The sequence below is a fragment of the Streptomyces sp. NPDC059080 genome (assembly GCF_042739975.1).
GTDB lineage: Bacteria > Actinomycetota > Actinomycetes > Streptomycetales > Streptomycetaceae > Streptomyces > Streptomyces benahoarensis.
Genome location: NZ_JBHYGX010000017.1, coordinates 1 through 21,271 on the forward strand (window position 1 = coordinate 1; position 21,271 = coordinate 21,271).

Below are 21,271 nucleotides of genomic sequence, written 5' to 3' on the forward strand. Positions count from 1 at the left end.
GAGGTCCTCGCGAAGGTCCGGCTCGTCGCGACTAACGTGAAGAAACTCGTCAATAACAACTCGAACTGACATGAACAGGATCACGAGACACTAGATCACGCGGCTGTCCGAAGAGGCGGTCAATGTTGTACGCGAGGATGCCGTGGATGGCCTCTCTTTCGAGGCCGGCCATCATGGCCTCGAAGTCCTTGCGCTTCACGTTCCGCTTGTACGCGGAGATGTCGTTGTCTTCGTAGATCCGGTGCACGTTACAGCGCTTGGCCTTGGCCAGGTCATAAACGTCCTCGCGCTGACGTAGCACGCCCTCCCGGCCCTCGCGGCCGTCGCCTACCTGACCGATGTCGGAGATGCGGGTGTACCCACCGACCGCGAGCATGCCACCCCTTGTTGCCTTTACTTCCATGGTCGCCTCTCGGTGTACGTTTTGTGTGTACGGGGCGAAACCCGGACGTACTCCTTCGAAGCCCTCACCAAGGCGATCCGGCTGATCAACAACGGCGCCCGCTTCATCGCCACCAACCCGGACGAGACCGGGCCGTCCGCCGAGGGCGCGCTGCCCGCCACCGGTTCGGTGGCCGCGCTCATCACCAAGGCGACCGGCGTCGAACCGTACTTCGTCGGCAAACCCAACCCGCTGATGATGCGGCACGGCCTCAACGCCATCGGCGCCCACTCCGAGAGCTCCGCGATGATCGGCGACCGGATGGACACCGACATGCTCGCCGGTCTGGAGGCGGGCATGGAAACCTTCCTCGTCCTCACCGGCCTCACCCGCCCCGAAGAGGTCGAACGCCACCCCTTCCGCCCCTCCCGCGTCGTCGACTCCATCGCGGACCTCGTCGACCTGATCTGACGGAGCGGACTTCGGCGACCTGATCTGACGGAGCGGACCTCGTCGACCTGATCTGACGCACCGGGGCCCGGCCGGACTGCCGAACCGCCGAACCGCCGGACCGCCGAACCACTGGTGCCCAGCTCGCCTGAACGGGCCACCGGCGCCGCCCCCCGGATGCGGGCGCCCGCGTTCGGGCGGACCTTCGGAGTATGCGGAGGTTCACCATGCGCTCGCTACTGTTCACGTTCTGTGCCCTGCTCGCGGTCCATGCGGCGGGAGGCACCGCGACGGCGGTGCCCGCGCGCGCGACGGCCCGCCCCGTCGCGAGCGGCACCGCCGCCGAGATGAGCGGTGCCCAGGCGGTCGGTCTGGTCCTGGCCGGCGGCGCGATACTGATCATCGCCGGGCAGCTGCTCCGGCTCCGGCTCCGCATCCGCCGCGAGCGTCAAGGCGGCGGCACCGATGACCACTGAGCTACACCCCCTCCGGCCCCTCACCCGCCCCGCCGACCCGCCCCCGCGCGCCGATCCCCGTACGGAGCCCGCGCCCGCCGCCGGTCACGGCCGCTGGTTCACCGGCGCCGCCTGGGCGGTGCTGCTGCTCGGCCTCTGGCTCTGGGGCAGCGACGCCGCCCGCAGCGACGCCGTCGCGCAGCTCACCACCACCGGCGACATCGCCGCCGTCGGCCGCCCGCCCGGCCCCACGCCGCCCCGCGCCCGCCCGCCGCTGCCCGTCTCCGCCGCCGGAACCCCGCGCGCCCTCACCGTCCCTGCCCTCGGCTTGCGGACACCGCTCGCCCCCGGGCCCCCGGACGCCGCCGCCGTCCCCGCCGCCTCCGCGGACGGCCCCGCCGGGTGGTACGCCTACGGGCCGCAGCCCGGCACCCCGGGCGCCGCGGTCCTGCTCGGCCGGGGCCCCACCGCCGGGGGGCCGGCCCGCCTCACGCCTGGCGCCCGGGTGGACATCCGCCGGGACGACGGCGCCACGGCCCGCTTCACCGTGGAGGACGTCCGGCTCTCTCCACACGGCAAGGCCCTGCCCGCCACGGCCACCGCCGCCCACGACCCGCACCGCGCCGAACTCCGCCTGATCACCCGCCGCCCCACCGCCCCGACCGTGGTCGTCTCGGCCTTCCTGAGCGGCTACGACTCCGGGGGCGCCGCGCACTGAAGCGCTGGACGCGGCCTGGGCCTGGGCCTGGGCCTGGGCATACGACGAAGGCCCCCACCGGAGTGGGGGCCTTCGTCTGTCTGTGCGCCGCCAGGGACTCGAACCCCGGACCCGCTGATTAAGAGTCAGCTGCTCTAACCAACTGAGCTAGCGGCGCCTGCCGACCTGAAGAACTTTACACGACCTTCCCGGGCTCCCCCGACCACTCCGGACCGCCCTGGGCCTTTTCATGCCTCCAAGGGCGGTGAAGTGCATCACACGACTGTGGGGGCTCGGGCGGCGATGACCCCGGCCGGGCGAAAGTCCCGTGATCTTGGGACCTTCGGCGGGTGGGGCGTCCGCCACGGTCTGTGAGGATCGAAGCCACGGTATTGCGCCATTGGCCGGACCGCCGACGTGCGGCCCGGGGCGCCCCTTGCGAGGCTGGGACGGGAGCAGGGCGAGGCGCGAACGGACGGAGGCGGCACGATGACGGGGCATCAACGCACGGTGCGAACAGGCCAGATGGGGCCACCGGCGCCCGCACCCTGCCCACCGCCGGGCCCGGCCGCCGTAGCGGACCGGTGTCCCCGGACCGCCCGCCGAAGCGACTGCCACCGGCCGTCCGGCGCGATGGTCTCCGTCACTCGTTACCTGCCTTTTGCAACCCCGTCACGCCCCCTCACGTCTGCTAAGACGCGCACCCCGCCCGGGTCCGCCGGGACCGTCCTTCCCTCGGAAAGGTTGATCGTCATGGTGTCGACAGCCAAGCGCACCCTCGACATGTCCCTGCTGCTCGGCCCGGACGACGAGGTGCCGGTGGCGGGCCGGTTCAGCTACCGCAGTGACCGCCCGTACGAGGTCGAGGTCGCCTTCATCAGCCGCGGCGTGACGGCCGCCACCTGGGTGTTCGCCCGGGAACTGCTGCTGGGCGGGGTGCGCGGCGAGGAGGGCGAGGGTGACGTACGGGTGTGGCCGCAGGTCGCGGCGGACGGGCGGCGCCGGGTGCACATCGAGCTGTTCAGCGACGACAGCGTCTGCGAACTGTCGGTGCGGGCCACGGAACTGACCGCCTGGCTGGAGCAGACGGCGGCGATCGTGCCGCCCGGCGAAGAGGACCGGTACCTGGAGCTGGACGCCCACCTGGCCCGGCTGCTGGCGGGGAAGTGCTGAGACGGCGATGACTGTGACGACGGTGACTGTGACGACGGTGAGGACGACGATGACGACCGGGACCACGACCGCCGAAGCCCCGGAGACGGCCGCCCCGGCGCGGCGCCGCCCGACGGTGCCGCCCGCGCAGCGCGCCGGCCGGTCCGCGACCGTCCCCCGGCAGGGCTCCGGCCCCGAGCCCCGGACGGCCGCGGGCGCCGTGCCCGGCGACGCCGACGCCCGTATCGCGGGCGCCCACGACCCGCGGGCGCACGGCTTCCTGCCGGAGCGGCCACCGGTGCGCAGCATGATCGGGACCTGGACCCTGCTGGACGCCCTGGCGCGGACCGCGGCCCTCGCGCCGGGCGCCGCGGACGCCGTCGCCGCGGTCGAACGGTCCGGCCGGGCCGGTGAGCTGACCGCGCTGCGGCAGCGGGTGTCGCGGCTCTCCCCGCGCAATGCGGAGGCCGCCGCGATGCGGATCGCCGTGATCGCGGTGGCCTGCGGCTGGTCCGGGCTCGACCCGCAGGCCCCGGCCGCCAGACGGTGCGCCGACACCGGCTTCCTCGACCTGTGGTCCGCCATCGCGCACCGCATCGACCACGACCAGTTCGTGGCGCTGCCCGCGCTGTCGCTGCACAACTGGGCCCCGGAGCGCAAACCCCGCCGCCATCTGCCGATCGATCAACTCGCCCGCACCGAACAGCTCGTACCGATCGTGCGCTGGGCCCCGGAGGGCGAGCCGCTCTGCCGCCTCGACCGGCTCATGCTCGCCGTGACCCGCCTGGAGGCGCACGGCATCTGGCTCTTCCGCCTCGCCGAAACCCTCGCCGGACGCGCCCCCGACGACTCCTCCACCCGCACGGCACTGCGCCGCCTGGTCCGCATCCAGCACGCGCTCCGCGCCCAACTCCACGAAGAGGCCGCCGAGCTGGCGGATGCCCCGGCCACCGCCCGGCAGTCCGAGGTGATCGGGACGCTCGCCGGGCAGGGCGCCCTGGAGCCGCCCGTGCTCCAGGCGGCGGACGCGGTTCTCGGCATCGGCGGACGCCGCATGGGGGAGGGCGGCCGCCAGCTGCTCCGCCGGCATCTCCCGGCCCATCACCGCGCCTGGCTCAGTGCCATGGACCGGCACTGCGCCCCGGTCCGCACCCTCGCCCACCGCGGCGGCCCCGACGCCGCCGTCTACCGAGAGGCCCAGGAGTCCCTGATCGCCCTGCGCCGCACCTACACCGCACTGATCCAGTCCGCCGCCGCCCCGGCCTCCGTCCCCCTCAGCGCTGCGGCCTGATCGCCCCGGCGCGCCGCCGCGCCGTACGACGCCCCCCCGCCGCCACGGCTTCCCGACCGCCCGGCCTCCGGAGCCCGCCCGTCCCGCGCGTCCCCGATCCGTACGGGATCCCCGTACGGGTGGCGGTCCGGGCGCCCCCGCCGGAGGCCGGGTGTCCGCGCGGGATGCCCCCGGTCACGCTCCCCGTACGCCCCCTGTACGCCGGACCGGAAATGGCCACCGTGCACGTGCAGGGAGCGTGCATAAGTGCCGTAACGCCGAAATGGACGCCTCCGGAAAACCGGAGACGCCCACTTCACAGGTGCGCCGCCAGGGACTCGAACCCCGGACCCGCTGATTAAGAGTCAGCTGCTCTAACCAACTGAGCTAGCGGCGCGCGCTGACAAAAGAAATACTACCTGCTTCCGCGGGGTGCTCCCGACCACCCCGCCCACCGGGCCCCGAGGCGCCCCGCCCCAGGTCAGATCGCCAGCGACAGCAGGACCGGCGCGGCCCGCCGGTTCAGCGCGTCGGCCGCCTGCCGCAGCCGGTGGGCGTTCTCCAGCGGCATCGACAGCGCCAGGCAGCCCACCGCCGCACCCGCCGTGATCGGCACCGCGGCGCAGACCGTGCCCACGGCGTACTCCTGGAGATCGAGGACCGGGACCGTCGGCGGCTGGCTGTCGAGCTTGTGCAGCAGGATCTTCTCGTTGGTGATCGTCCGCGAGGTGAGCCGGGCGGTCTTGTGCCGGGCCAGATGGTCCTTGCGTCCGTCGTGGTCCAGCTGCGCCAGCAGGCACTTGCCGACCGCGCTGGCGTGCGCGGTGCGGCGGAACTCGGCCCACTCGTTGACCTTGGGGGCGAGCGGCCCGTCCGCGTAGTGCAGGATCTTGACCTCGCCGTCGATGTACCGGCTGATGTAGACCGCCGCGCCCACCGAATCCCGCAGGTCGTCGAGGGTGATCTGGAGCTTGTCGCGGAGCGCCTGATCGCGGTCGCCGCCGGTGCCGAGCAGCAGTAGCGATTCGCCGACGACGTACGCGCCGTCCGGCACCTGCTCGATGTACCCCTCGCGCCGCAGCATCGTCAGCATCTGCGCGAGATGGGTGGCGGGCAGCTGGGTGTGGCGCGCGATCTCGACATCGGTCATGCCGCCGCTGTGCCGGGAGACCGCTTCGAGTACGCGCAGGGAGTGCTGCACCGAAGCGAACGGCGCGGTCGGATCGGGCTTCAGCGCCACGGTGGCCCCCTAGCAGGTCGGTACCGCTTGCGTCGTATCCGCCGCCGTCGGGCGCGAGCGGCGCGGGCCGCCGGCGGTTCCCGGGCGGCGGGACTTCTATCACGATAGCGGCCAACGACCCCCGATGGAGAGGGTCTTGACCGAAAACCACGCTCCGCGCGCGGCCCGCACGGTGCCCGCGGGACGGCATATGCCATGGTCACAGCCGTGCGGCGGGTGCCGGACGCGCCGGAGCCCGGCCTCCGGAACGGGGCCGGGCTCCTCTGAGTGGCAGGATCGGCGTCACAGCACCGCGCCGAGGAACTCCCGGGTCCGCTCGTGCTCGGGGTCGCTGAAGATCTTCTCCGGTGCACCGGACTCGATGACCCGGCCCGCATCGAACATCAGCACGTCATCGGAGATGTCCCGCGCGAAGGACATCTCATGGGTCACACAGAGCATCGTGATGTCCGTGGTGCGGGCGATGTCCCGGAGGACGTCGAGCACCCCGGCCACCAGTTCCGGGTCGAGCGCGGACGTCACCTCGTCCAGCAGTAGCACCTGCGGCCGCATCGCCAGCGCGCGGGCGATGGCCACCCGCTGCTGCTGGCCGCCGGAGAGCTGCGTCGGGTACTTGTCGAGGTGCGCGGTCAGCCCCACCAGGCCGAGCAGCCCGCGGGCCCGCTCCTCCGCCTCGTCCTTGCCCAGGCCCAGCACGTGCACCGGCGCCTCGGTGATGTTGCGCAGCACCTTCATGTGGGGGAAGAGGTTGAACTGCTGGAACACCATGCCGATGTTCTTGCGGACCTCGCGGATGTGCTTCTCACCGGCGGGTATCAGGCGGCCGTCCTTCTCCTCGTGGGTGAGACAGGCGTCGCCGACCTTGATGGTGCCCTCGTCCGGCGTCAGCAGCGTCATCAGCAGCCGCAGGATCGTCGTCTTGCCGGAGCCGGACGGGCCGATCAGCGTGACGTGCTTGCCCGCCGAGACCGTGAAGTCCAGCGCGTCCAGGACGGTGTGGGACCCGAACCGCTTGGTGACGCGGTCGAAGCGGATCAGCTCGGTGCCGCCGGCGGGGCGGTCGGCGTCCTTCGGAAGGTGCGTGTCAGCGGACAAGGCGGTGCTCCAGGGCTCGCAGGAGGAGAGAGGTCGGGTACGAGATCACGAGGAACAGGACGCCGACGACGGTGATCGGCTCCATGTAGTCGAAGGTGGTCGCGCCGATGGTGTTCGCCTGGAAGAGCATGTCGCCCACGGTGATGGCGGCCAGCATCGGCGTGTCCTTGAACATCGCGATGACGTAGTTGCCGAGCGCGGGGACCACCCGGCGCAGCGCCTGCGGCAGGATCACCGCGGTCCAGGTGCGCCGCCGCGGCAGGTTCAGCGCGACGGCCGCCTCCCACTGCCCGGCGGGCACCCCGTCGATGCCGGCGCGGTAGACCTCGGCGGTGTACGTCGAGTAGTGCAGCCCGAGGCCGATGACGCCGGTGACCAGCGGGGAGAAGGTGAGACCCCAGCTCGGCAGCACGAAGAAGAGGAAGAAGAGCTGCACCAGCAGCGGGGTGTTGCGGACGAATTCGACGACCGCGCCGACGGGCCAGGTCACCCAGCGGCTCCGCGACCGCAGCGCCAGCGCCCAGACCAGACCCAGCGCGAACGACACCAGCGACCCCAGCAGCGTCGCCTCGACGGTGACGCCGAGCCCCTTGAGCAGGTCGGGCAGGATGTCGCCGACGTACCCCCATGACCAGGTGTTCACGGCGTGCCACCTCCGGCGGCCGGTGCGGCGGTGCCCGCGACGGCAGGTGTGCGGGAGAACAGGCCGCCGGAGGTCTCCGGGGCCCGCCCGACGGACGCCTTGGCCCGCCGCTCCGCCAGCCGCATGATCCGGGTCACCACGAACGCGATGACGAAGTAGAGGACGAGGATGATCCCGTAGACCTGGGCGCTCTCACCGGTGGAGAGCCGGGCGAGCTTCGCCTCGAAGGTCAGCTCGCCGATGGAGAGCAGTGACGCCAGCGCGGTGCCCTTGAGCAGCTCGACCAGCAGGTTGGTGAACGGCGGCATCATCTCGGGGAGTGCCTGCGGCAGGAGGACCTTCCGCATCCGCTGCCAGGGCGTGAAGCTCAGCGCGATGGCCGCCTCCCGCTGCGCGGGCGCCACCGCCCCCAGCGCGCCGCGCACCACCTCGGAGCCGTACGCGCCGTACGACAGGCCGAGGGCGAGGGTGCCGGCCCACATCCCGGCCAGCTGCCAGCCCAGCAGCGGCAGGGCGAAGAACAGCCAGAACATCAGGACCAGCGCCGAGGTGCCGCGGAAGATCTCCACGTACGCGCCCGACAGGAAGCGCACCACGCGCAGGCGGGAGGTGCGGGTGATGCCGATGCCGAATGCGACGGCGGCGGCCAGCGCGGCGCTGTAGACCATCAACTGGACGGTGATCCACAGGCCCTTGAAGAAGAGTTCCCACAGTGCTCCGGTCACCGTTTGCACAGCTCCTTCGTCGTGAGATCGGTCATGAACTCCTCGGTGAATCCGAACGGCCTTACCAGGCGCAGGAGTTCACCGCTCCGCTTCATGCCGTGCAGCTCGCGGTTGAACGCGTCGCGCAGCTTCGTCTCGCCGATCCGGAAGCCGTAGCCGCCGCCGTCGCGCTGTGGCGTGCCGTCCACCTCCGGGGTGAACGGCTCGGTCATCTCCACCCGCGGGTGACGGCCGGTCTTCAGCGCCTCGATCATCGCGAGCGCGGTGCCCGCGAAGCAGTCGATGCGTCCCGCCTCCAGCGCCTCCATCCCGGCGATCGTGTCGCCGTACGTCTGGACGGTGCTCTTGTGCACGCCGTTGCCGACCGCGTAGTCCAGCTCCGCGTAGCCGACGCCGGTGCCCATCCGGAATCCGCCGCGGGCGATGTCCCGATAGGAGTGAATTTTCTTCGGATTCCCCTTCGGGACGAGAAATCCGTCCTTCGACTCGTAATCCGGATCGGAGAAGAGGACCGCCTGGCAGCGGGCCTTGTTGATGAACATTCCGGCGACGATCATGTCGAACTGGAAGGAATGCAGACCCGGGACCAGGGCGCCGAATTCGACCGGTACGGGCTCGAAATTCCGGACACCCAGTTTCTTGAAGATGGTGCGGGCGACGGCGGGTGCCTCGCCCGTCAGCTCGCCGTTCCTGTCGATGTACGCATAGGGCGCCTCACCGGCGATCCCCATCCGCACCGTGGAGCGCTCCCGCAGATCATCGAGCAGATGTCCCCCGTCCGTGGCGCCGGTGACATCGACCCGGGCGCACCCGGTGGCCGCCGTCAACGCGCCTGCCGCACCGAAAGCCGCCGCTCCTGTCAACAGCGAGCGGCGGCTCATCCCTCTGACACTGATGCCTGAATCTTTCCCCTGTGGTGGAGCCATGGGCGCGCGACTACCCGTACCGTTCGAACATATGCCGATTGTTTCCGGCCCTTGATGGAACTGCCGCTCGGGCGTGGCGTACATCCGTTATCACCGCCTACGGTGAGAGTGCCGGATACGCCGCATCGGGAACTGTCCGAGCGATTGGGGATCGTGTGCGGCGGTGTGGCCGGGTACGTCGCCGCCGCTGATGGCCCGTATTTCCCGCAGGCCGCGCGGAATTCACCGATTCGCCCGGCGCCGCCCTCCCGGATTCCGGGCGGTGTGGCGGATAGGCAGGCACCGGGCGGTCCCGCGGAGCCCGCCCGGTCCGCGGCGCGGCGTCGCGGACCGCCCCGGGGCGCGCCGCCCGGCAGTGCACGCCCCGGGATCCCACGGACCGAAGGAGGCACCATGGCCGACCGTTTCCTCGACGTCTCGCTGGACAAGCGCGGCGTCCACTGCACCGCCCGGCTGCTCGACGACCGCGCGCCGCTCACCTGCGCCGCCGTCTGGGACGCGCTGCCCCTGGGCGGCGACGTCTACCACGCCAAGTACGCGCGCAACGAGATCTACACCCTCATCGCGCCGTTCGCCGCGCAGGAGCCCCCGCTGGAGAACCCCACGATCACCCCGATCCCGGGTGACCTGTGCTACTTCACCTTCAGCGGCACCGAGTTGGGCACCTCTTCGTACGGCTACGCCGCCGAGTCCGAGGCCCACGGCCGCTCCACCGTCGTCGATCTCGCGCTCTTCTACGAACGCAACAACCTGCTCATCAACGGCGACGCGGGCTGGGTCCCCGGCATCGTCTGGGGCACCGTCGTCGAGGGCCTGGACCGGATGGCCGACGCCTGCCAGGACCTGTGGCGGGCCGGCGCGGTGGGCGAGAGCCTCAGCTTCCGCCGGGCCTAGGGGCGGGACGGCGCGGGGGCGTGCGGGTGCGGTCCGCGCGCCCCGGGCCTGGGCCGCGCGCCGCCTGGGCCGCGCGCCGTCTGCGCCCGGGACCGCGCACCGCATGGCCCGCGCACCGCATGGCCCGTGCGCCGCCTGGGCCCGAGGCCGCGTGCCGTCCGGGGTCGCGCCCCGGGCCGCGCCGCTCAGGCCCGTCCGCCGCCCACCTCGCCCGGCGGCCCCGCCCCCTCACCCCCAAGCCGTCGGAATCCCCGCCACCCCCGCCTCGTACAGCGCATGCGCCGCACGCAGGACCAGGGCGTCCGCGTGGCGGGCCGCGATCAGCTGCACGCCGATCGGCAGTCCGTCGCGGTCCAGCCCGCAGGGGACCGTCGCGGCGGGCTGCTGCGTCATGTTGAACGGGTAGGTGAACGGCGTCCAGCCCGTCCAGCGGTCGAACCCGGAGCCGGGCGGCACCTCGACGCCCGCCGCGAACGCCGTGCCCGGCAGCGTCGGCGTCACCAGCAGGTCGTACGTGGTGTGGAAGCGGCCCATCGCCGTGCCGAGGGCCATCCGGGTGTCGACGGCGGCCAGATAGTCCAGCGCGCCGTACCGGGCGCCGAGGGCGCAGATCTCCGCGAGCCCCGGGTCCAGCAGCTCCCGCCCGGCCGGGTCCAGATGCTCCACCACCCGCGCCGCCCCGCTGAACCACAGCACGTGGAACGCCTCCACCGGGTCCGCGATCGGCGGATCGGCCTCCTCGACGTACGCGCCCAGCGACGCCAGCTTCTCCACCACCGAGCGCACCGCCGCCGCCACGTCCGGGGCGACCGGCACATCCCAGCCGAGCGCCGGGCTGTACGCCACCCGCAGCCCGGCCACCGGCTCCGCCAGGGCCGTCCGGAACGAGCCGGTGACGGGGCCCAGATGCGACCAGTCGCGCGGATCGGGCGCGCTGATCACGTCCATCATCAGCGCCGCGTCCGCCACGTCCCGCGTCATCGGCCCGACGTGCGAGAGCGTCCCGAACGGGCTCGCCGGGTACAGCGGGACCCGCCCGTACGTCCCCTTCAGCGCGAAGACCCCGCAGAACGACGCGGGGATCCGGACCGACCCGCCGCCGTCGGTGCCCAGGCTCAGCGGCCCGGCGCCCAGCGCGAGCGCCGCCGCGCTGCCGCCGCTGGAGCCGCCGGAGGTGCGGCCGGGGTCGTACGGATTGCCCGTCACGCCGTTGCGCGGGCTGTCGGTGACGGCCTTCCAGCCGAACTCCGGGGTGGCGGTCTTGCCGAGGAAGACCGCGCCCGCCTCCCGCATCCGGGCCACCGACGGCGCGTCCTCTTCCCACGCCGCGCCGTCGGGGGAGAGCGTCAGCGAACCCCGCAGGGTCGGGCTTCCCCGGGTGAGCAGCAGGTCCTTGACGGTCACCGGCACTCCGTCGACGGGCCCGGCCGGACGCCCGGCGTGCCAGCGCTCCTCGGACGCGCGGGCCCCGGCGATCGCCCCCTCGGCGTCGATCAGGGTGAACGCGTTGGTCCGCTCCTGTGCGGCACCGGCCCGTTCCAGCGCGGCGGTGACCGCCTCCACGGGTGAGAACGTACCGGCGGCGTACCCGTCGGTGAGCTGCCGGGCCGAGAGCGTGGCGAGCCGGTTCGGTGCTGTCATGGGGCGTCCTCCGGTCGGGCTGCCGCCCCGTGGCGGGGCGGGGGCGGATGGCGACGGGCGGTCCGGCGGGGCCGGGAGCCGGGGGAGCGGACGGGCCCGGATCAGCGCACCGGGACGTAGCCGAGCCGCTTGTCGACGACGTTCTCCAGTGGTTCACCGGCCGCCCAGCGGTCGAAGTTGTCCGCGAACTGCTCGGCCAGCGCATCCCGCCAGCCCAGCGTGTCGCCGCTCATGTGCGGCGAGACGATCAGGCCCGGCGCGTCCCACAGCGGGCTGCCGGACGGCAGCGGCTCCTGCTGGAAGACATCGAGCGCGGCGGCCGCGAGATGCCCGGAGCGCAGCGCCTCGACGAGCGCGTCCTCGTCAACGAGCGGCCCCCGGCCGACGTTGACGAAGTGGGCCCCGGGACGCATCGCGGCGAACGTCTCCGGGCCGAACAGGCCGCGCGTCGCCTCGGTCAGCGGCGCCGCGCAGACGACCCAGTCGGCGCCGCCCAGCAGCGGGCGCAGCGCCTCGGACGCCCGCACCGTGCCGAACTGCGGATCGCCGGTGCGCTCCCGGCGGCCCACCAGATCGACGCTGACACCCAGTGCCTTGAGGGTGGTGCCGACGGCCCGGCCGATGGGGCCCGAGCCGACCACCACGGCGTGCGTCCCGGCGAGCCGCCGGGTGTCGCGGTGCCGCCAGCGCCGCTGCCGCTGCCACTCCCAACTCCCGTGGAAATCCTTGGCCATGGCCAGGACGAGCCCGGCGACGTACTCCGCGATCGGCTGCTCGAAGACGCCGCGGGCGTTGGTCACCAGCGTGTCGTCGGCGACCAGCGCAGGGCACAGCAGCCGGTCCACCCCGGCGCTCGCGGTGTGCACCCACCCGGGCCGCGGCCCCTGGGCCGGCCATGCGTCGCGGATCGCGTCGGAGGTGAAGTCCCAGGCCAGCAGCACATCGGCGGTGGGCAGCCGGTCGGCGAGCGTGGCCGCGTCGGCGTGCACCACCCGGGCCCGGCCGGTGAGCCGGTCCAGCTTCGGCGGCGGGTCGGAACCCAGGACGAGGACGGTGCTTTCGGACATGGGCCAGAACCGTTCTGAGACGTGTACCGGGCGGGGGCGGAGGAGGCGGGAGAGCAGCCCTACGGGAAGGCTACGGCGGCTACGGCGGCGACGGGCCGGTGGGCAACGGGAGAAGGCCGGGGAGGTGACAGGCGACACGAGGCCGACAAATGTCGGAGATGTGAGGATTGACCACGCTAAGAAGTCGTATCTACCGTGTCAACAACGGCACTGTTCCGACGTCCCGGCTCGTACCGGCTCTCCATCCCCCTTTGGCCACCGTTTTGGCCACTGCCCTTCGTATCTCCTAGGGGCTTACATGGACGTCTCCTTTCTCGGTGGCCCTCAGCCCCAGCTCGGCCTGGGCGTCGTCGCACCGTTCGACTTCGCCCTCGACCGCGAGCTGTGGCGCTGGGTACCGGACGATGTGTCCCTCCACCTCACCCGCACCCCGTTCGTACCCGTCGAGGTGAGCCTCGACCTGGCCCGTATGGTCAGCGAACACGAAACGCTGCGCGCCGCCGTAGAGGCGCTGAGCGCGGTCTCCCCACAGGCCATCGCCTACGCCTGTGCGTCCGGAAGCTTCGTCGGCGGGCTCGCGGGCGAGCGGGCGATGACGGCCGCGATGGTCCAGGCGGGGGCGGTCCCCTCCCTCACCACCTCGGGCGCGCTCATCGAGGCGCTGCGGGAGCTGGACGCCTGGCACATCGCCGTGGTCACGCCGTACACGCGGTCGGTCACCGACTCCCTGGAGGCGTTTCTCGGCGAGGCGGGCATCACGGTCACCGGGCGCGCCTACCTCGGCCTGACCCGGCACATCTGGCAGGTTCCCTACCGCGATGTCGTCGCCATGGCCCGCACCGCCGTCGCCGACGGCACCGACGCACTCTTCATCAGCTGTACGAACCTGCCGACGTACGACGCCATCCCGCAGCTGGAGGCGGAGCTGCGGATGCCGGTGGTCTCGGCCAACCAGGTCACGCTGTGGGCCGCGCTGCGGGCGATCGGCGTCCGGGCGGTCGGGCCGTACCAGGCGCTGCTGGACCCGGTGGCCCGCGCCGGTCCCGCCGGGATGACCCCCGCACCGCCGGCCCCGCCCGCCCCGGAGGTGCCCGGCACCCGGCCGGACGCCCCGCCGGAACCGGATCCCGCCGCCCCGACGGAGCTGGCCCCCGCCGCCCCGACGGAGCTGGCCCCCGCCGCCCCGCCCGAGATTGCCCGCACGGCCCCGCCCGGGGAACCGTCGCCGGGCGCCGACCCCCCGGAGGGCCGCACGCGAAAAGCACGGACCCGACGGGGAGGCACCCGCCACTGACCCCGGAGCAGCCCCCGGGCGCGCGGACCACGGCCCGCGCGCCGTCCGGACCCGCCCGCGCGCCCCGTCGCGGCGCGCCGTCCCCCGCCCCGAGCCCCCACTCAAGGGAGAACCGCATGACCACGGTCGGCTTCCTCTACCCCGGCCACTCCGCCGAGGACGACTATCCGCGCCTCGCCGCCCTCCTGGGCGAGGGCATCGCCCTGCCCCTGGTCCACACCGACATCGGCGAGGACGCCCACCGGGTGGACGCACTGCTGGAGATGGGGTCGGCGGCACGGCTCGCCGCCGGCGTCGGCGAACTGCGCGCCCTGGGCGCCGAGGCCGTCGTATGGGCCTGTACGAGCGCCAGCTTCGTCTTCGGCTGGGAGGGCGCCCAGGAGCAGGCCCGGGAACTGTCCGTCACCGCCGGGCTCCCGGCGTCCAGTACGTCCTTCGCGTTCACGGGCGCGGTCCGGGCGCTCGGCCTGCGCCGCGTCGCGGTCGCCGCGACCTACCCCACCGACGTCGCGGAGCTGTTCCGGGCCTTCCTCAAGGCGTCCGGCACGGAAGTCGTCGCCACCCGTGGCAGCGGCGTCATCACCGCCGCCGAGGTCGGCACCTGGGGCCGCGACGAGGTGCTGGCCATGGCCCGGGCGGGCGACCACCCCGACGCCGAGGCGGTCCTGCTGCCGGACACCGCCCTGCACACCGCGGCGTATCTGGCGGACCTCGAAACCGAGCTGGGCAAGCCGGTCCTCACCGCCAATCAGGTGACGGTCTGGGAGGGCCTGCGCCTGGTGGGCCGCACCGTCGTGCGCCCCGCCCTGGGCACGCTCTTCACCGCCGCCGCCCACCGGGAGGGGTGAGGAAACGGCCGCTCCCGGTGCCGGTGCCCCCGCCCTTGGGCCGGGGGCACCGGCACGTCATCCGGGGGCGGATTCACGGGAACGGGTGAACCGGATCCGGGAATAACCGGAGAATATCTCCGGTTGTCCCGACCGCAGACCGGCGAAGCGAGGAGGACCCGCCCGTGAGCGGCCACAACGACCAGCAGCAGCGCGATGAGATCCGCGGTACCGCCCGGGGCGACGCGCCCGTCCCCCTGTCCGTGCTCGACCTCGTGACGGTCGGCACGGGCAGCTCCGCGACGGATGCCGTCCGCACCGCCGCCGACCTCGCCCGCATCGCCGAGCGCCGCGGCTTCCACCGCTACTGGGTCGCCGAACATCACTCCATGCCCGGCGTCGCCTCGTCCTCCCCGGCCGTCCTTCTCGCCCATCTCGCCGCGCACACCGACCGCATCCGCCTCGGCTCCGGCGGCGTGATGCTGCCCAACCACGCGCCGCTGGTCATCGCCGAGCAGTTCGGCACCCTGGAGGCGATGGCCCCCGGCCGCGTCGACCTCGGCCTGGGCCGCGCCCCGGGCACCGACGGCGCCACCGCCGCGGCCCTGCGCCGCACGGAGCGGCTCCATGAGGGCGCAATGGGGTCTCCCCTGGTCGAGCGAAGCCGAGACCGTGGGGAAGATTTTCCGCAGCAGCTCGCCGAATTGACCCGCTTCCTGGACGGCACGTTTCCCGACGGCCACCCGTACGCCCGTATCCACGCGGTCCCCGGGCCCGTTCAGGCGACCTCGCCCGGCGGGGTGCAGTCCCCGCACCGCCCGCCGTTGTGGCTCCTCGGCTCCTCCGGCTTCAGCGCCCGGCTGGCCGGGTCCCTGGGCCTGCCGTTCGCCTTCGCCCACCACTTCTCGGCCGCCAACACCGTGCCCGCCCTCGACCTCTACCGCGCGTCCTTCCGCCCCTCCGAGGTGCTCTCCGAGCCGTACGCCCTGATCGGCGTCGCCGCGTTCGCCGCGGAGGACGAACGGGAGGCCCGCCGCCAGGTGATGACCGGCGCGCTCGCCATGCTCCGCCTCCGCACCGGCACCCCCGGCCTGGTGCCGAGCCCCGAGGAGGCCGCGGCGTACCCGTACAGCGCCCGCGAGCGGGAGTTCGTCGACAACTGGCTCGCCGACATCGTCCACGGCACCCCCGACGCCGTCCGTCAGGGCCTCGACGACCTGGCCAAGCGCACCGGCGCCGACGAACTGATGCTCACCGCCAACGCCCACGGCGGTGCCACCCGACTGCGCTCCTACGAGCTGATAGCCGACGCGTACGGGCTGCCGCGCGACTGATCCGGGGCCGTCGCCGTACGAGGGCACGCCGTAAGGGCCGCCCGCCGCACCGACCGGGCCGCCCGCCGTAAGGGCCGCCCGCCGTACGGACCCGCCGCCACCCGGCCTCGCCGTGTCCCCGCGTCCAGCCGGCGCGGGGGCACGGGGGCGCGGTCAGAAGTCGTCGGTGCGGCCGTCCGCGTCGAGCAGGGCGGTGATCCGTTCCGGGGACAGCGGCCGGGCGTAGAGCCAGCCCTGGCCGGTGTCGCAGCCGATCCGCCGCAGCCGCGCCGCCTGCTCGGCGCTCTCCACGCACTCCGCGGTGACCGTCAGCCCGAGCCGGTGCGCCAGCGCGACCAGCGCCTCCACGATCGTTTCATCGGCCGGATTCGGATGCTCCTGTGACCGAAAACCGCTGACGAACGTGCCGTCGAGCTTCAGGACGGAGACCGGCAGCCGGCTGAGGTAGGCGAGGTTGGAGTAGCCGGTGCCGAAATCGTCGATGGCGATCCGCACGCCCATGTCACTCAGTGCCTGAAGCGCCTGGAGCGGCCGCCCGGCCGACCCCATCACCGCCGACTCTGTCAGCTCCAGCTGCAGCAGCTCCGGCGGCAGCTCCGTCGCCGCGAGGATCCCGGCCACATCCGCGACGAGGTCGGAGTCCCACACCTGACGCACGGCCACATTGACGCTGACGAACAGCGGCCGTGTCGCGGGCCGCTCCAGCTGCCAGGCGCGGGCCTGACGGCAGGCGGTCTCCAGCACCCAGCGACCCAGTTCGACGATCGAGCCGTTCTCCTCGGCCAGGGCGATGAACCGATTCGGCGCCAGCGTGCCGAACTGCGGATGACGCCAGCGGACCAGCGCCTCCACGCCCTCGGCCCGCCCGTCGCCCAGCCCCACCAGTGGCTGGTACTCCAGCGTGAACTCGCCGCGGTCCACGGCCGGACGGAGCGTGCTGGACAGCGCTTGGCGGGTCATCCGGTGCGCGTTGCGCTCGGGGTCGAAGAGCGTCCAGCGTGCCTTGCCGTCCTCCTTGGCCCAGTACAGCGTGGTGTCCGCCGCCTGCATCAGGCCCGTGGCCGTCGTCCCCGCCGCGGTCCGCTCGACCACGCCGATGCTGGCCGACACCGACAGTCGCTGCCCGGCCAGGTCGAACGGCTGCTGAAGGGCGTCCAGCGCGCACTGCGCCAGCTCCGCCACCTGATCGGTGCCCGTGGAGTTCTCCACCAGCAGCGCGAACTCGTCACCGCCGAGCCGGGCCACCAGATGGCCGCGGGAGGCGTCGCCGCCCCGCCCGCCGGTGCGCTCCGCGCAGCGGCTCAGGCGCTGCGCCACCGCGCTCAGCAGCCGGTCGCCGACGCGGTGCCCGAGCGTGTCGTTGACGGCCTTGAAACCGTCGAGGTCCAGGTAGCACAGGCCGATGCGGCCCGTCCCCGACGGCTCGAACGACGCGGCCTCCAGCGCCGACGACAACCGCTCGAAGAAGAGCGCGCGGTTGGGCAGCCGGGTCACCGGGTCGTGCATCTGCAGATGCCGCACCCGGGCGAGCAGGTCGTGACGGTCGCTGCTGTCGGCGACGGTCAGCAGGAACCGTTCGCCGTCCGGCAGCGGTTCGACGCCGACCTCCACCCAGAGGGTCTGGCCCGCCGGGTGCTTGAGGCGGCGGGTGCAGCGCAGCCGGTCGCTGCGGCCGCACAGCACCTCGCGGTAGGCGGTCCACAGCCGGGGGTCGGAGCCGAGGTCGGCGAGGTCCGCGGCGGCGGCCGAGGTGAGCCGCCCGGGGTCGGTGCCGAGCAGTTCGCCGAAGGCGGGATTCGCCGCGATGATCAGGCCGTCGCCGTCCAGCAGGGCCATCGGCAGCCGGGCGGAGTGGAACGCGGCGCGGTAGTCGCCGAACGCCGTGGCCGGGCTCTCGTGAGCGAGCGCCGGGAGGCGGCCCGCCGTGCCCTGCCGTTCGGCCCGTACACCGGATTCGTTGGTCGTACCCTTACGCTCCGTCACGGAGGGAAGCGTCACTCCGGGCGTGCGGCCCGGCCTGTCGGGGTGTCCGCTCACTGCTCGCTCCCGCATGGCGCTGGTCTCGTGACGGAGGGGGGAATCCGCGCTGGAAAGTGTGGCGATCATAGAGGCTGCCGCGGCGGGCGAGCCAGCGACATCGCCGTGATCATCGGCACGGGTGACGGAAGTTCAGCCATTTCTGCCCGGCTGTGTTCATCGGAGTTCGCCTGAATTGCCGCGATGGCCACGTGTGACGTTCCGTGACGGAGTAGCGGTGGGGCGCCGCTCACTCTTCTGGCCGCGGAAACAGGACGAATAGCGTTAAATCATCACAGGGTGGGTGGGGTGTCCGAATCCCGTCCCCGGAGGTCGATGTGGTGCGCCCCCAGACGCCCGTCAGGGCCGAACCCCGGCGGCTGCGGCGCGTCGTGGCGGTCGCCACCTCGCTGACCGCACTCATAGCGACCTCGATCGTCGCCGGTCCCGCCACCGCCTCGGAAGCCACCCTCTCGTGCGCCCTCGGCCGCACCGACGCCCATCACTCCGAGGGGCTGGACACCTGGAACACCGCCTACCCCCGCCCGCGCGGCACGCTCGACGCGGTGATGATCTTCCTCTCCTTCCCCGACTCCACCCCCGTCGCCGGAGCGGGCGAACTCGCCCGGAACTACTTCCCGGCCACCTCCCGTTTCTTCGACCGCGCCTCGTACGGCAAGTTCCGGCTCCGCCCGCACATCCACCAGAAGTGGGTACGGATGCCGCACCGCTCCACCGACTACGGGATACGGCGCGACTGGGCGGCCGACAGCCGGGCGTCCTACCTCCGCGACGCGGTCGCCGCCGCCGACCCCACCATCGACTACAGCCGCTACGACATCGTCTACTTCGTCGCCGACCCGGACGCCCCCGGCGTCGACTCGGACGCCACCAAGGTCGTCAACCTCGACCAGCCGATGCGCGCCGACCACACCGACCTGCGGCGCTTCGTCACCGTCTTCGAGCAGAACCCGCCGGACCGCAACGTCCTCGCCCACGAGACCAGCCACGTCTTCGACCTGCCGGACCTCTACCACCGCCCCGAGGGCGGCAAGGGCGACTGGGACACCTATGTCGGCGACTGGGACCTCATGGGCAGCCAGTTCGGCCTGGCACCCGACCCGTTCGGCTGGCACCGGTGGAAGCTCGGCTGGCTGACCGACAATCAGGTCGACTGCGCCGGACTCGCCGGCACCGGCTGGCACACCCTGCGCCCGCTGTCCGCCCCCATGGAGCCCGGTGACGAGCACCGCTCCCGGCTCCTGGTGGTCCGCACCGGACGGGACACCGCCCTCGCCATCGAGGCGCGCGACGCCAGCGGCAACGACCGGACGGTCTGCCGCGAGGGCATCCTCGTCTACCGCGTCCGCTCCGCCACCGCCTCCGGCTCGGGCCCCGTCCAGGTCCTCGATGGCCACCCGGGCACCTCCGCCTGCAACGGCACCTCCGTCCACCCGCCGCTCGCCGACGCCCCGCTCGGCGTGGGCGAGAGCCTGCGCGACGCCGCCGACGGCGTACGGGTGGAGGTCGAGGGGCGCGCGCCCTCGGGCGACTGGACGGTCCGGATCACTCACGCCTGACCCGCCCCACGGGCATACGACGAAGGCCCCCACCGAAGTGAGGGCCTTGTCTGTCTGTGCGCCGCCAGGGACTCGAACCCCGGACCCGCTGATTAAGAGTCAGCTGCTCTAACCAACTGAGCTAGCGGCGCCTGCTGACGTGGAAGACCTTAGCACCCGGAAGGGGGAGGGCAAAAATCGGATACCCGGCGGCCGGACGCTCAGCGGGAGGTCAGCGCGGTGGCGGCGTACTCCGGGGCCCGGCCGGAGGCGGCGCGGACCGGGCGCTCCGGGCCGATGGCGTATCCGGCGCCGGTGTCCGTGCGGGCGGCGCGCACACAGGACCACAGCAGGACGTCCGGCCCCGGCAGCCAGGGGGAGCGGACGTCGGGGGCCACCAGCCACCGGGTGGCGGGTGGCGCGGAGCGGTCCGCCGGGCCGGCGCACGGGTGCAGCGGCGGGACGGTCACCGCGTCCCCGCTGCCGTGGCACAGCAGCGGCGGGACGGCGGCCGCCCACTCCTCCCACTCCAGCAGTGCGGGCAGCCGCTGCGCGGTGCCGGGCGCGGCGAAGAGCAGGATCCGGCCCTGGTGGGCGGCGACGGGGCCGGAGCCGGGGCCGTCCGACCAGAGCCGGTCGACCATCCGGCGGCCGAAGAGCGCGGGCGCGTTGATCACGTCGAAGGCGGTGCCGCACGGCAGCACGCTCGGCGCGGCGGGCCGCTGCGCCCACAGGGAGCGCACGGCCCCCGGACGCGCGCTGGCGGAGGCCAGCCAGTCGGCGCCGGCGAGGGTGACGTACGAGGCGGTGGGGAAACCCGGGGACGCCGGGGCGGGGGAGGTGTCGGACTGCCAGTCGCTCATGGGACAGGTCTACCGACGGACGGGGCGCCCCCGCGGCGGATTTCCGAAACCGGGACACTACGGGTCGGTAGGGAGTATCTTCCCCTCGCGCATATGCCCTGGGCTCATGGGCGGGCCCCGCCGGACGGGCTTCCGGGGCGCTCCCGGGGGCGTACGGGTGGCCCGTACGGGGCGGCCGACCGGCCCTCGCAGCCCTCACGGGTGCCGCGTCGGTGCCGGGCCCGGCACCGGTCCTCCCCGGTGGGCCCGGCCCGCGGCCGTGCCGTCAGTCCCCGCCGTCGGGGCGGGCGGCGCCGTCGTGCATCAGGCTCCGGCCGAACTCGACCATCTTGCGGGCGTAGTCCTCCGTCCACTCCGCGCGCTCGGCGAGCGCCGCCGGCGTAAGGCGGTCGAACCGCTTGGGGTCGGCGAGCTGCGCGGCGGCCAGCGCCTGGAACTCCGTCGCCCGGTCGGCGGCGGCGCGGAAGGCGAGCGCCAGCTCCGTGGAGCGGCCCAGCAGCTCGCGCGGGTCCGCTATCGACTCCAGGTCGAAGAAGTGCTCCGGGTCCGCCGTGGCCTCGGGCGGTTCGAAGAGCAGCGGCGCGGGCCGCATGCGCCGGTGCGCCGCACCGCGCGGGTCGGGAGCCGGTCGCGGCTCGGACATGAACGTACCTCCAGGGTCGAGTGCCGCATTCCATTGTCCCGCGCCGCGCAAGGGGGCAGGCCCCTTGCGTACGAGGTCCCGCCCGGCGCGCGTGGCGT

20 protein-coding genes, 3 tRNA genes and 1 pseudogene are annotated in these 21,271 nt (G+C 73.2%); 10 read left to right on the plus strand and 14 right to left on the minus strand.

Annotated features, from left to right (window positions below; translation table 11 throughout):
• Nucleotides 1-49: 49 nt before the first annotated feature.
• Entirely contained in the window at nt 50-376 is a 327-nt protein-coding gene (locus ACFWWQ_RS15875; protein ID WP_384596278.1) for a recombinase family protein, read from the minus strand.
• A 54-nt stretch (nt 377-430) separates the two neighbouring features.
• On the opposite strand from ACFWWQ_RS15875, the pseudogene ACFWWQ_RS15880 reads away from it, so the two are divergent.
• The 3 genes and pseudogenes from ACFWWQ_RS15880 to ACFWWQ_RS15890 form a co-directional block, all read left to right on the plus strand.
• Nucleotides 431-853: pseudogene (locus tag ACFWWQ_RS15880) on the plus strand (HAD hydrolase-like protein); the annotation flags it as partial.
• 206 nt (nt 854-1,059) lie between these two features.
• Nucleotides 1,060-1,308 carry a hypothetical protein gene (locus tag ACFWWQ_RS15885; RefSeq protein WP_384596281.1) on the plus strand — a complete coding sequence of 83 codons (249 nt, stop codon included), beginning with the start codon at nt 1,060-1,062 and terminating at the stop codon, nt 1,306-1,308.
• Nucleotides 1,298-2,005 (plus strand): class F sortase, encoded by a 708-nt coding sequence (locus ACFWWQ_RS15890; protein ID WP_384596284.1) that lies wholly within the window; start codon nt 1,298-1,300, stop codon nt 2,003-2,005. The genes ACFWWQ_RS15885 and ACFWWQ_RS15890 overlap by 11 nt, the downstream gene beginning before the upstream one ends.
• An 83-nt stretch (nt 2,006-2,088) precedes the next feature.
• Here the strand turns inward: ACFWWQ_RS15890 and ACFWWQ_RS15895 are convergent.
• Nucleotides 2,089-2,162 (minus strand) — tRNA-Lys (locus tag ACFWWQ_RS15895).
• A 575-nt stretch (nt 2,163-2,737) separates the two neighbouring features.
• Between ACFWWQ_RS15895 and ACFWWQ_RS15900 the strand changes: the two genes are divergently transcribed.
• A complete protein-coding gene (locus ACFWWQ_RS15900; RefSeq protein ID WP_384596287.1) occupies nt 2,738-3,157 on the plus strand; it encodes an SsgA family sporulation/cell division regulator in 420 nt (139 codons plus the stop codon).
• Nucleotides 3,158-3,206: 49 nt separating this feature from the next.
• Nucleotides 3,207-4,427, plus strand: coding sequence for a hypothetical protein (locus ACFWWQ_RS15905; protein ID WP_384596290.1), 1,221 nt, complete (start codon nt 3,207-3,209; stop codon nt 4,425-4,427).
• Between the two features lie 302 nt (nt 4,428-4,729).
• On the opposite strand, the gene ACFWWQ_RS15910 is transcribed toward ACFWWQ_RS15905, so the two are convergent.
• From ACFWWQ_RS15910 to ehuB, 6 genes are all read right to left on the minus strand, one after another.
• A tRNA-Lys gene (locus ACFWWQ_RS15910) sits at nt 4,730-4,803 on the minus strand.
• 84 nt (nt 4,804-4,887) lie between these two features.
• Nucleotides 4,888-5,646, minus strand: coding sequence for an IclR family transcriptional regulator (locus ACFWWQ_RS15915; protein ID WP_384596293.1), 759 nt, complete (start codon nt 5,644-5,646; stop codon nt 4,888-4,890).
• Between the two features lie 282 nt (nt 5,647-5,928).
• The gene (gene ehuA / locus ACFWWQ_RS15920) at nt 5,929-6,741 is read right to left on the minus strand and encodes an ectoine/hydroxyectoine ABC transporter ATP-binding protein EhuA (protein WP_384596296.1); all 813 of its coding nucleotides are present in this window, start codon (nt 6,739-6,741) and stop codon (nt 5,929-5,931) included.
• Complete coding sequence (ehuD, locus tag ACFWWQ_RS15925) at nt 6,731-7,384, minus strand: ectoine/hydroxyectoine ABC transporter permease subunit EhuD (protein WP_384596299.1); 654 nt, start codon at nt 7,382-7,384, stop codon at nt 6,731-6,733. Before ehuD ends, ehuA begins: the two co-directional genes overlap by 11 nt.
• Nucleotides 7,381-8,109, minus strand: coding sequence for an ectoine/hydroxyectoine ABC transporter permease subunit EhuC (ehuC, locus tag ACFWWQ_RS15930; RefSeq protein WP_384596303.1), 729 nt, complete (start codon nt 8,107-8,109; stop codon nt 7,381-7,383). Before ehuC ends, ehuD begins: the two co-directional genes overlap by 4 nt.
• Nucleotides 8,106-8,990 (minus strand): ectoine/hydroxyectoine ABC transporter substrate-binding protein EhuB, encoded by an 885-nt coding sequence (gene ehuB, locus ACFWWQ_RS15935; protein WP_384596306.1) that lies wholly within the window; start codon nt 8,988-8,990, stop codon nt 8,106-8,108. Before ehuB ends, ehuC begins: the two co-directional genes overlap by 4 nt.
• 438 nt (nt 8,991-9,428) lie before the next feature.
• Between ehuB and ACFWWQ_RS15940 the strand changes: the two genes are divergently transcribed.
• On the plus strand, nt 9,429-9,929 hold the full coding sequence (locus ACFWWQ_RS15940) for a DUF3830 family protein (protein WP_384596309.1): 501 nt from the start codon (nt 9,429-9,431) through the stop codon (nt 9,927-9,929).
• A gap of 228 nt (nt 9,930-10,157) precedes the next feature.
• Here the strand turns inward: ACFWWQ_RS15940 and ACFWWQ_RS15945 are convergent, their stop codons facing one another.
• The gene (locus ACFWWQ_RS15945) at nt 10,158-11,570 is read right to left on the minus strand and encodes an amidase (RefSeq protein WP_384596313.1); all 1,413 of its coding nucleotides are present in this window, start codon (nt 11,568-11,570) and stop codon (nt 10,158-10,160) included.
• Between the two features lie 101 nt (nt 11,571-11,671).
• Nucleotides 11,672-12,637, minus strand: coding sequence for a D-2-hydroxyacid dehydrogenase (locus ACFWWQ_RS15950; RefSeq protein ID WP_384596316.1), 966 nt, complete (start codon nt 12,635-12,637; stop codon nt 11,672-11,674).
• Nucleotides 12,638-12,935: 298 nt separating this feature from the next.
• Here ACFWWQ_RS15950 and ACFWWQ_RS15955 point away from each other — a divergent pair, with 298 nt between their 5' ends.
• The 3 genes from ACFWWQ_RS15955 to ACFWWQ_RS15965 all read left to right on the plus strand — a co-directional run bounded on the left by ACFWWQ_RS15955 (nt 12,936) and on the right by ACFWWQ_RS15965 (nt 16,092).
• Nucleotides 12,936-13,931 (plus strand): decarboxylase, encoded by a 996-nt coding sequence (locus tag ACFWWQ_RS15955; protein WP_384596318.1) that lies wholly within the window; start codon nt 12,936-12,938, stop codon nt 13,929-13,931.
• Nucleotides 13,932-14,047: 116 nt separating this feature from the next.
• Entirely contained in the window at nt 14,048-14,779 is a 732-nt protein-coding gene (locus tag ACFWWQ_RS15960) for a decarboxylase (RefSeq protein ID WP_384596321.1), read from the plus strand.
• A gap of 164 nt (nt 14,780-14,943) precedes the next feature.
• Nucleotides 14,944-16,092, plus strand: a complete 1,149-nt coding sequence (locus tag ACFWWQ_RS15965; RefSeq protein ID WP_384596324.1) for an LLM class flavin-dependent oxidoreductase — start codon at nt 14,944-14,946, stop codon at nt 16,090-16,092.
• A gap of 153 nt (nt 16,093-16,245) precedes the next feature.
• Here ACFWWQ_RS15965 and ACFWWQ_RS15970 read toward each other — a convergent pair whose 3' ends face one another.
• Nucleotides 16,246-18,144 (minus strand): putative bifunctional diguanylate cyclase/phosphodiesterase, encoded by a 1,899-nt coding sequence (locus ACFWWQ_RS15970; protein WP_384596327.1) that lies wholly within the window; start codon nt 18,142-18,144, stop codon nt 16,246-16,248.
• A gap of 302 nt (nt 18,145-18,446) precedes the next feature.
• Here ACFWWQ_RS15970 and ACFWWQ_RS15975 point away from each other — a divergent pair, with 302 nt between their 5' ends.
• Nucleotides 18,447-19,688 (plus strand): M6 family metalloprotease domain-containing protein, encoded by a 1,242-nt coding sequence (locus ACFWWQ_RS15975; protein WP_384596330.1) that lies wholly within the window; start codon nt 18,447-18,449, stop codon nt 19,686-19,688.
• Between the two features lie 57 nt (nt 19,689-19,745).
• Here the strand turns inward: ACFWWQ_RS15975 and ACFWWQ_RS15980 are convergent.
• The 3 genes from ACFWWQ_RS15980 to ACFWWQ_RS15990 form a co-directional block, all read right to left on the minus strand.
• Nucleotides 19,746-19,819: transfer RNA gene (locus ACFWWQ_RS15980), tRNA-Lys, on the minus strand.
• Between the two features lie 69 nt (nt 19,820-19,888).
• Nucleotides 19,889-20,530, minus strand: a complete 642-nt coding sequence (locus tag ACFWWQ_RS15985; RefSeq protein ID WP_384596333.1) for a bifunctional DNA primase/polymerase — start codon at nt 20,528-20,530, stop codon at nt 19,889-19,891.
• Nucleotides 20,531-20,795: 265 nt separating this feature from the next.
• Nucleotides 20,796-21,173: a hypothetical protein gene (locus tag ACFWWQ_RS15990; protein ID WP_384596335.1), complete on the minus strand. Its 378-nt coding sequence runs from the start codon at nt 21,171-21,173 to the stop codon at nt 20,796-20,798.
• Nucleotides 21,174-21,271: the final 98 nt, after the last annotated feature.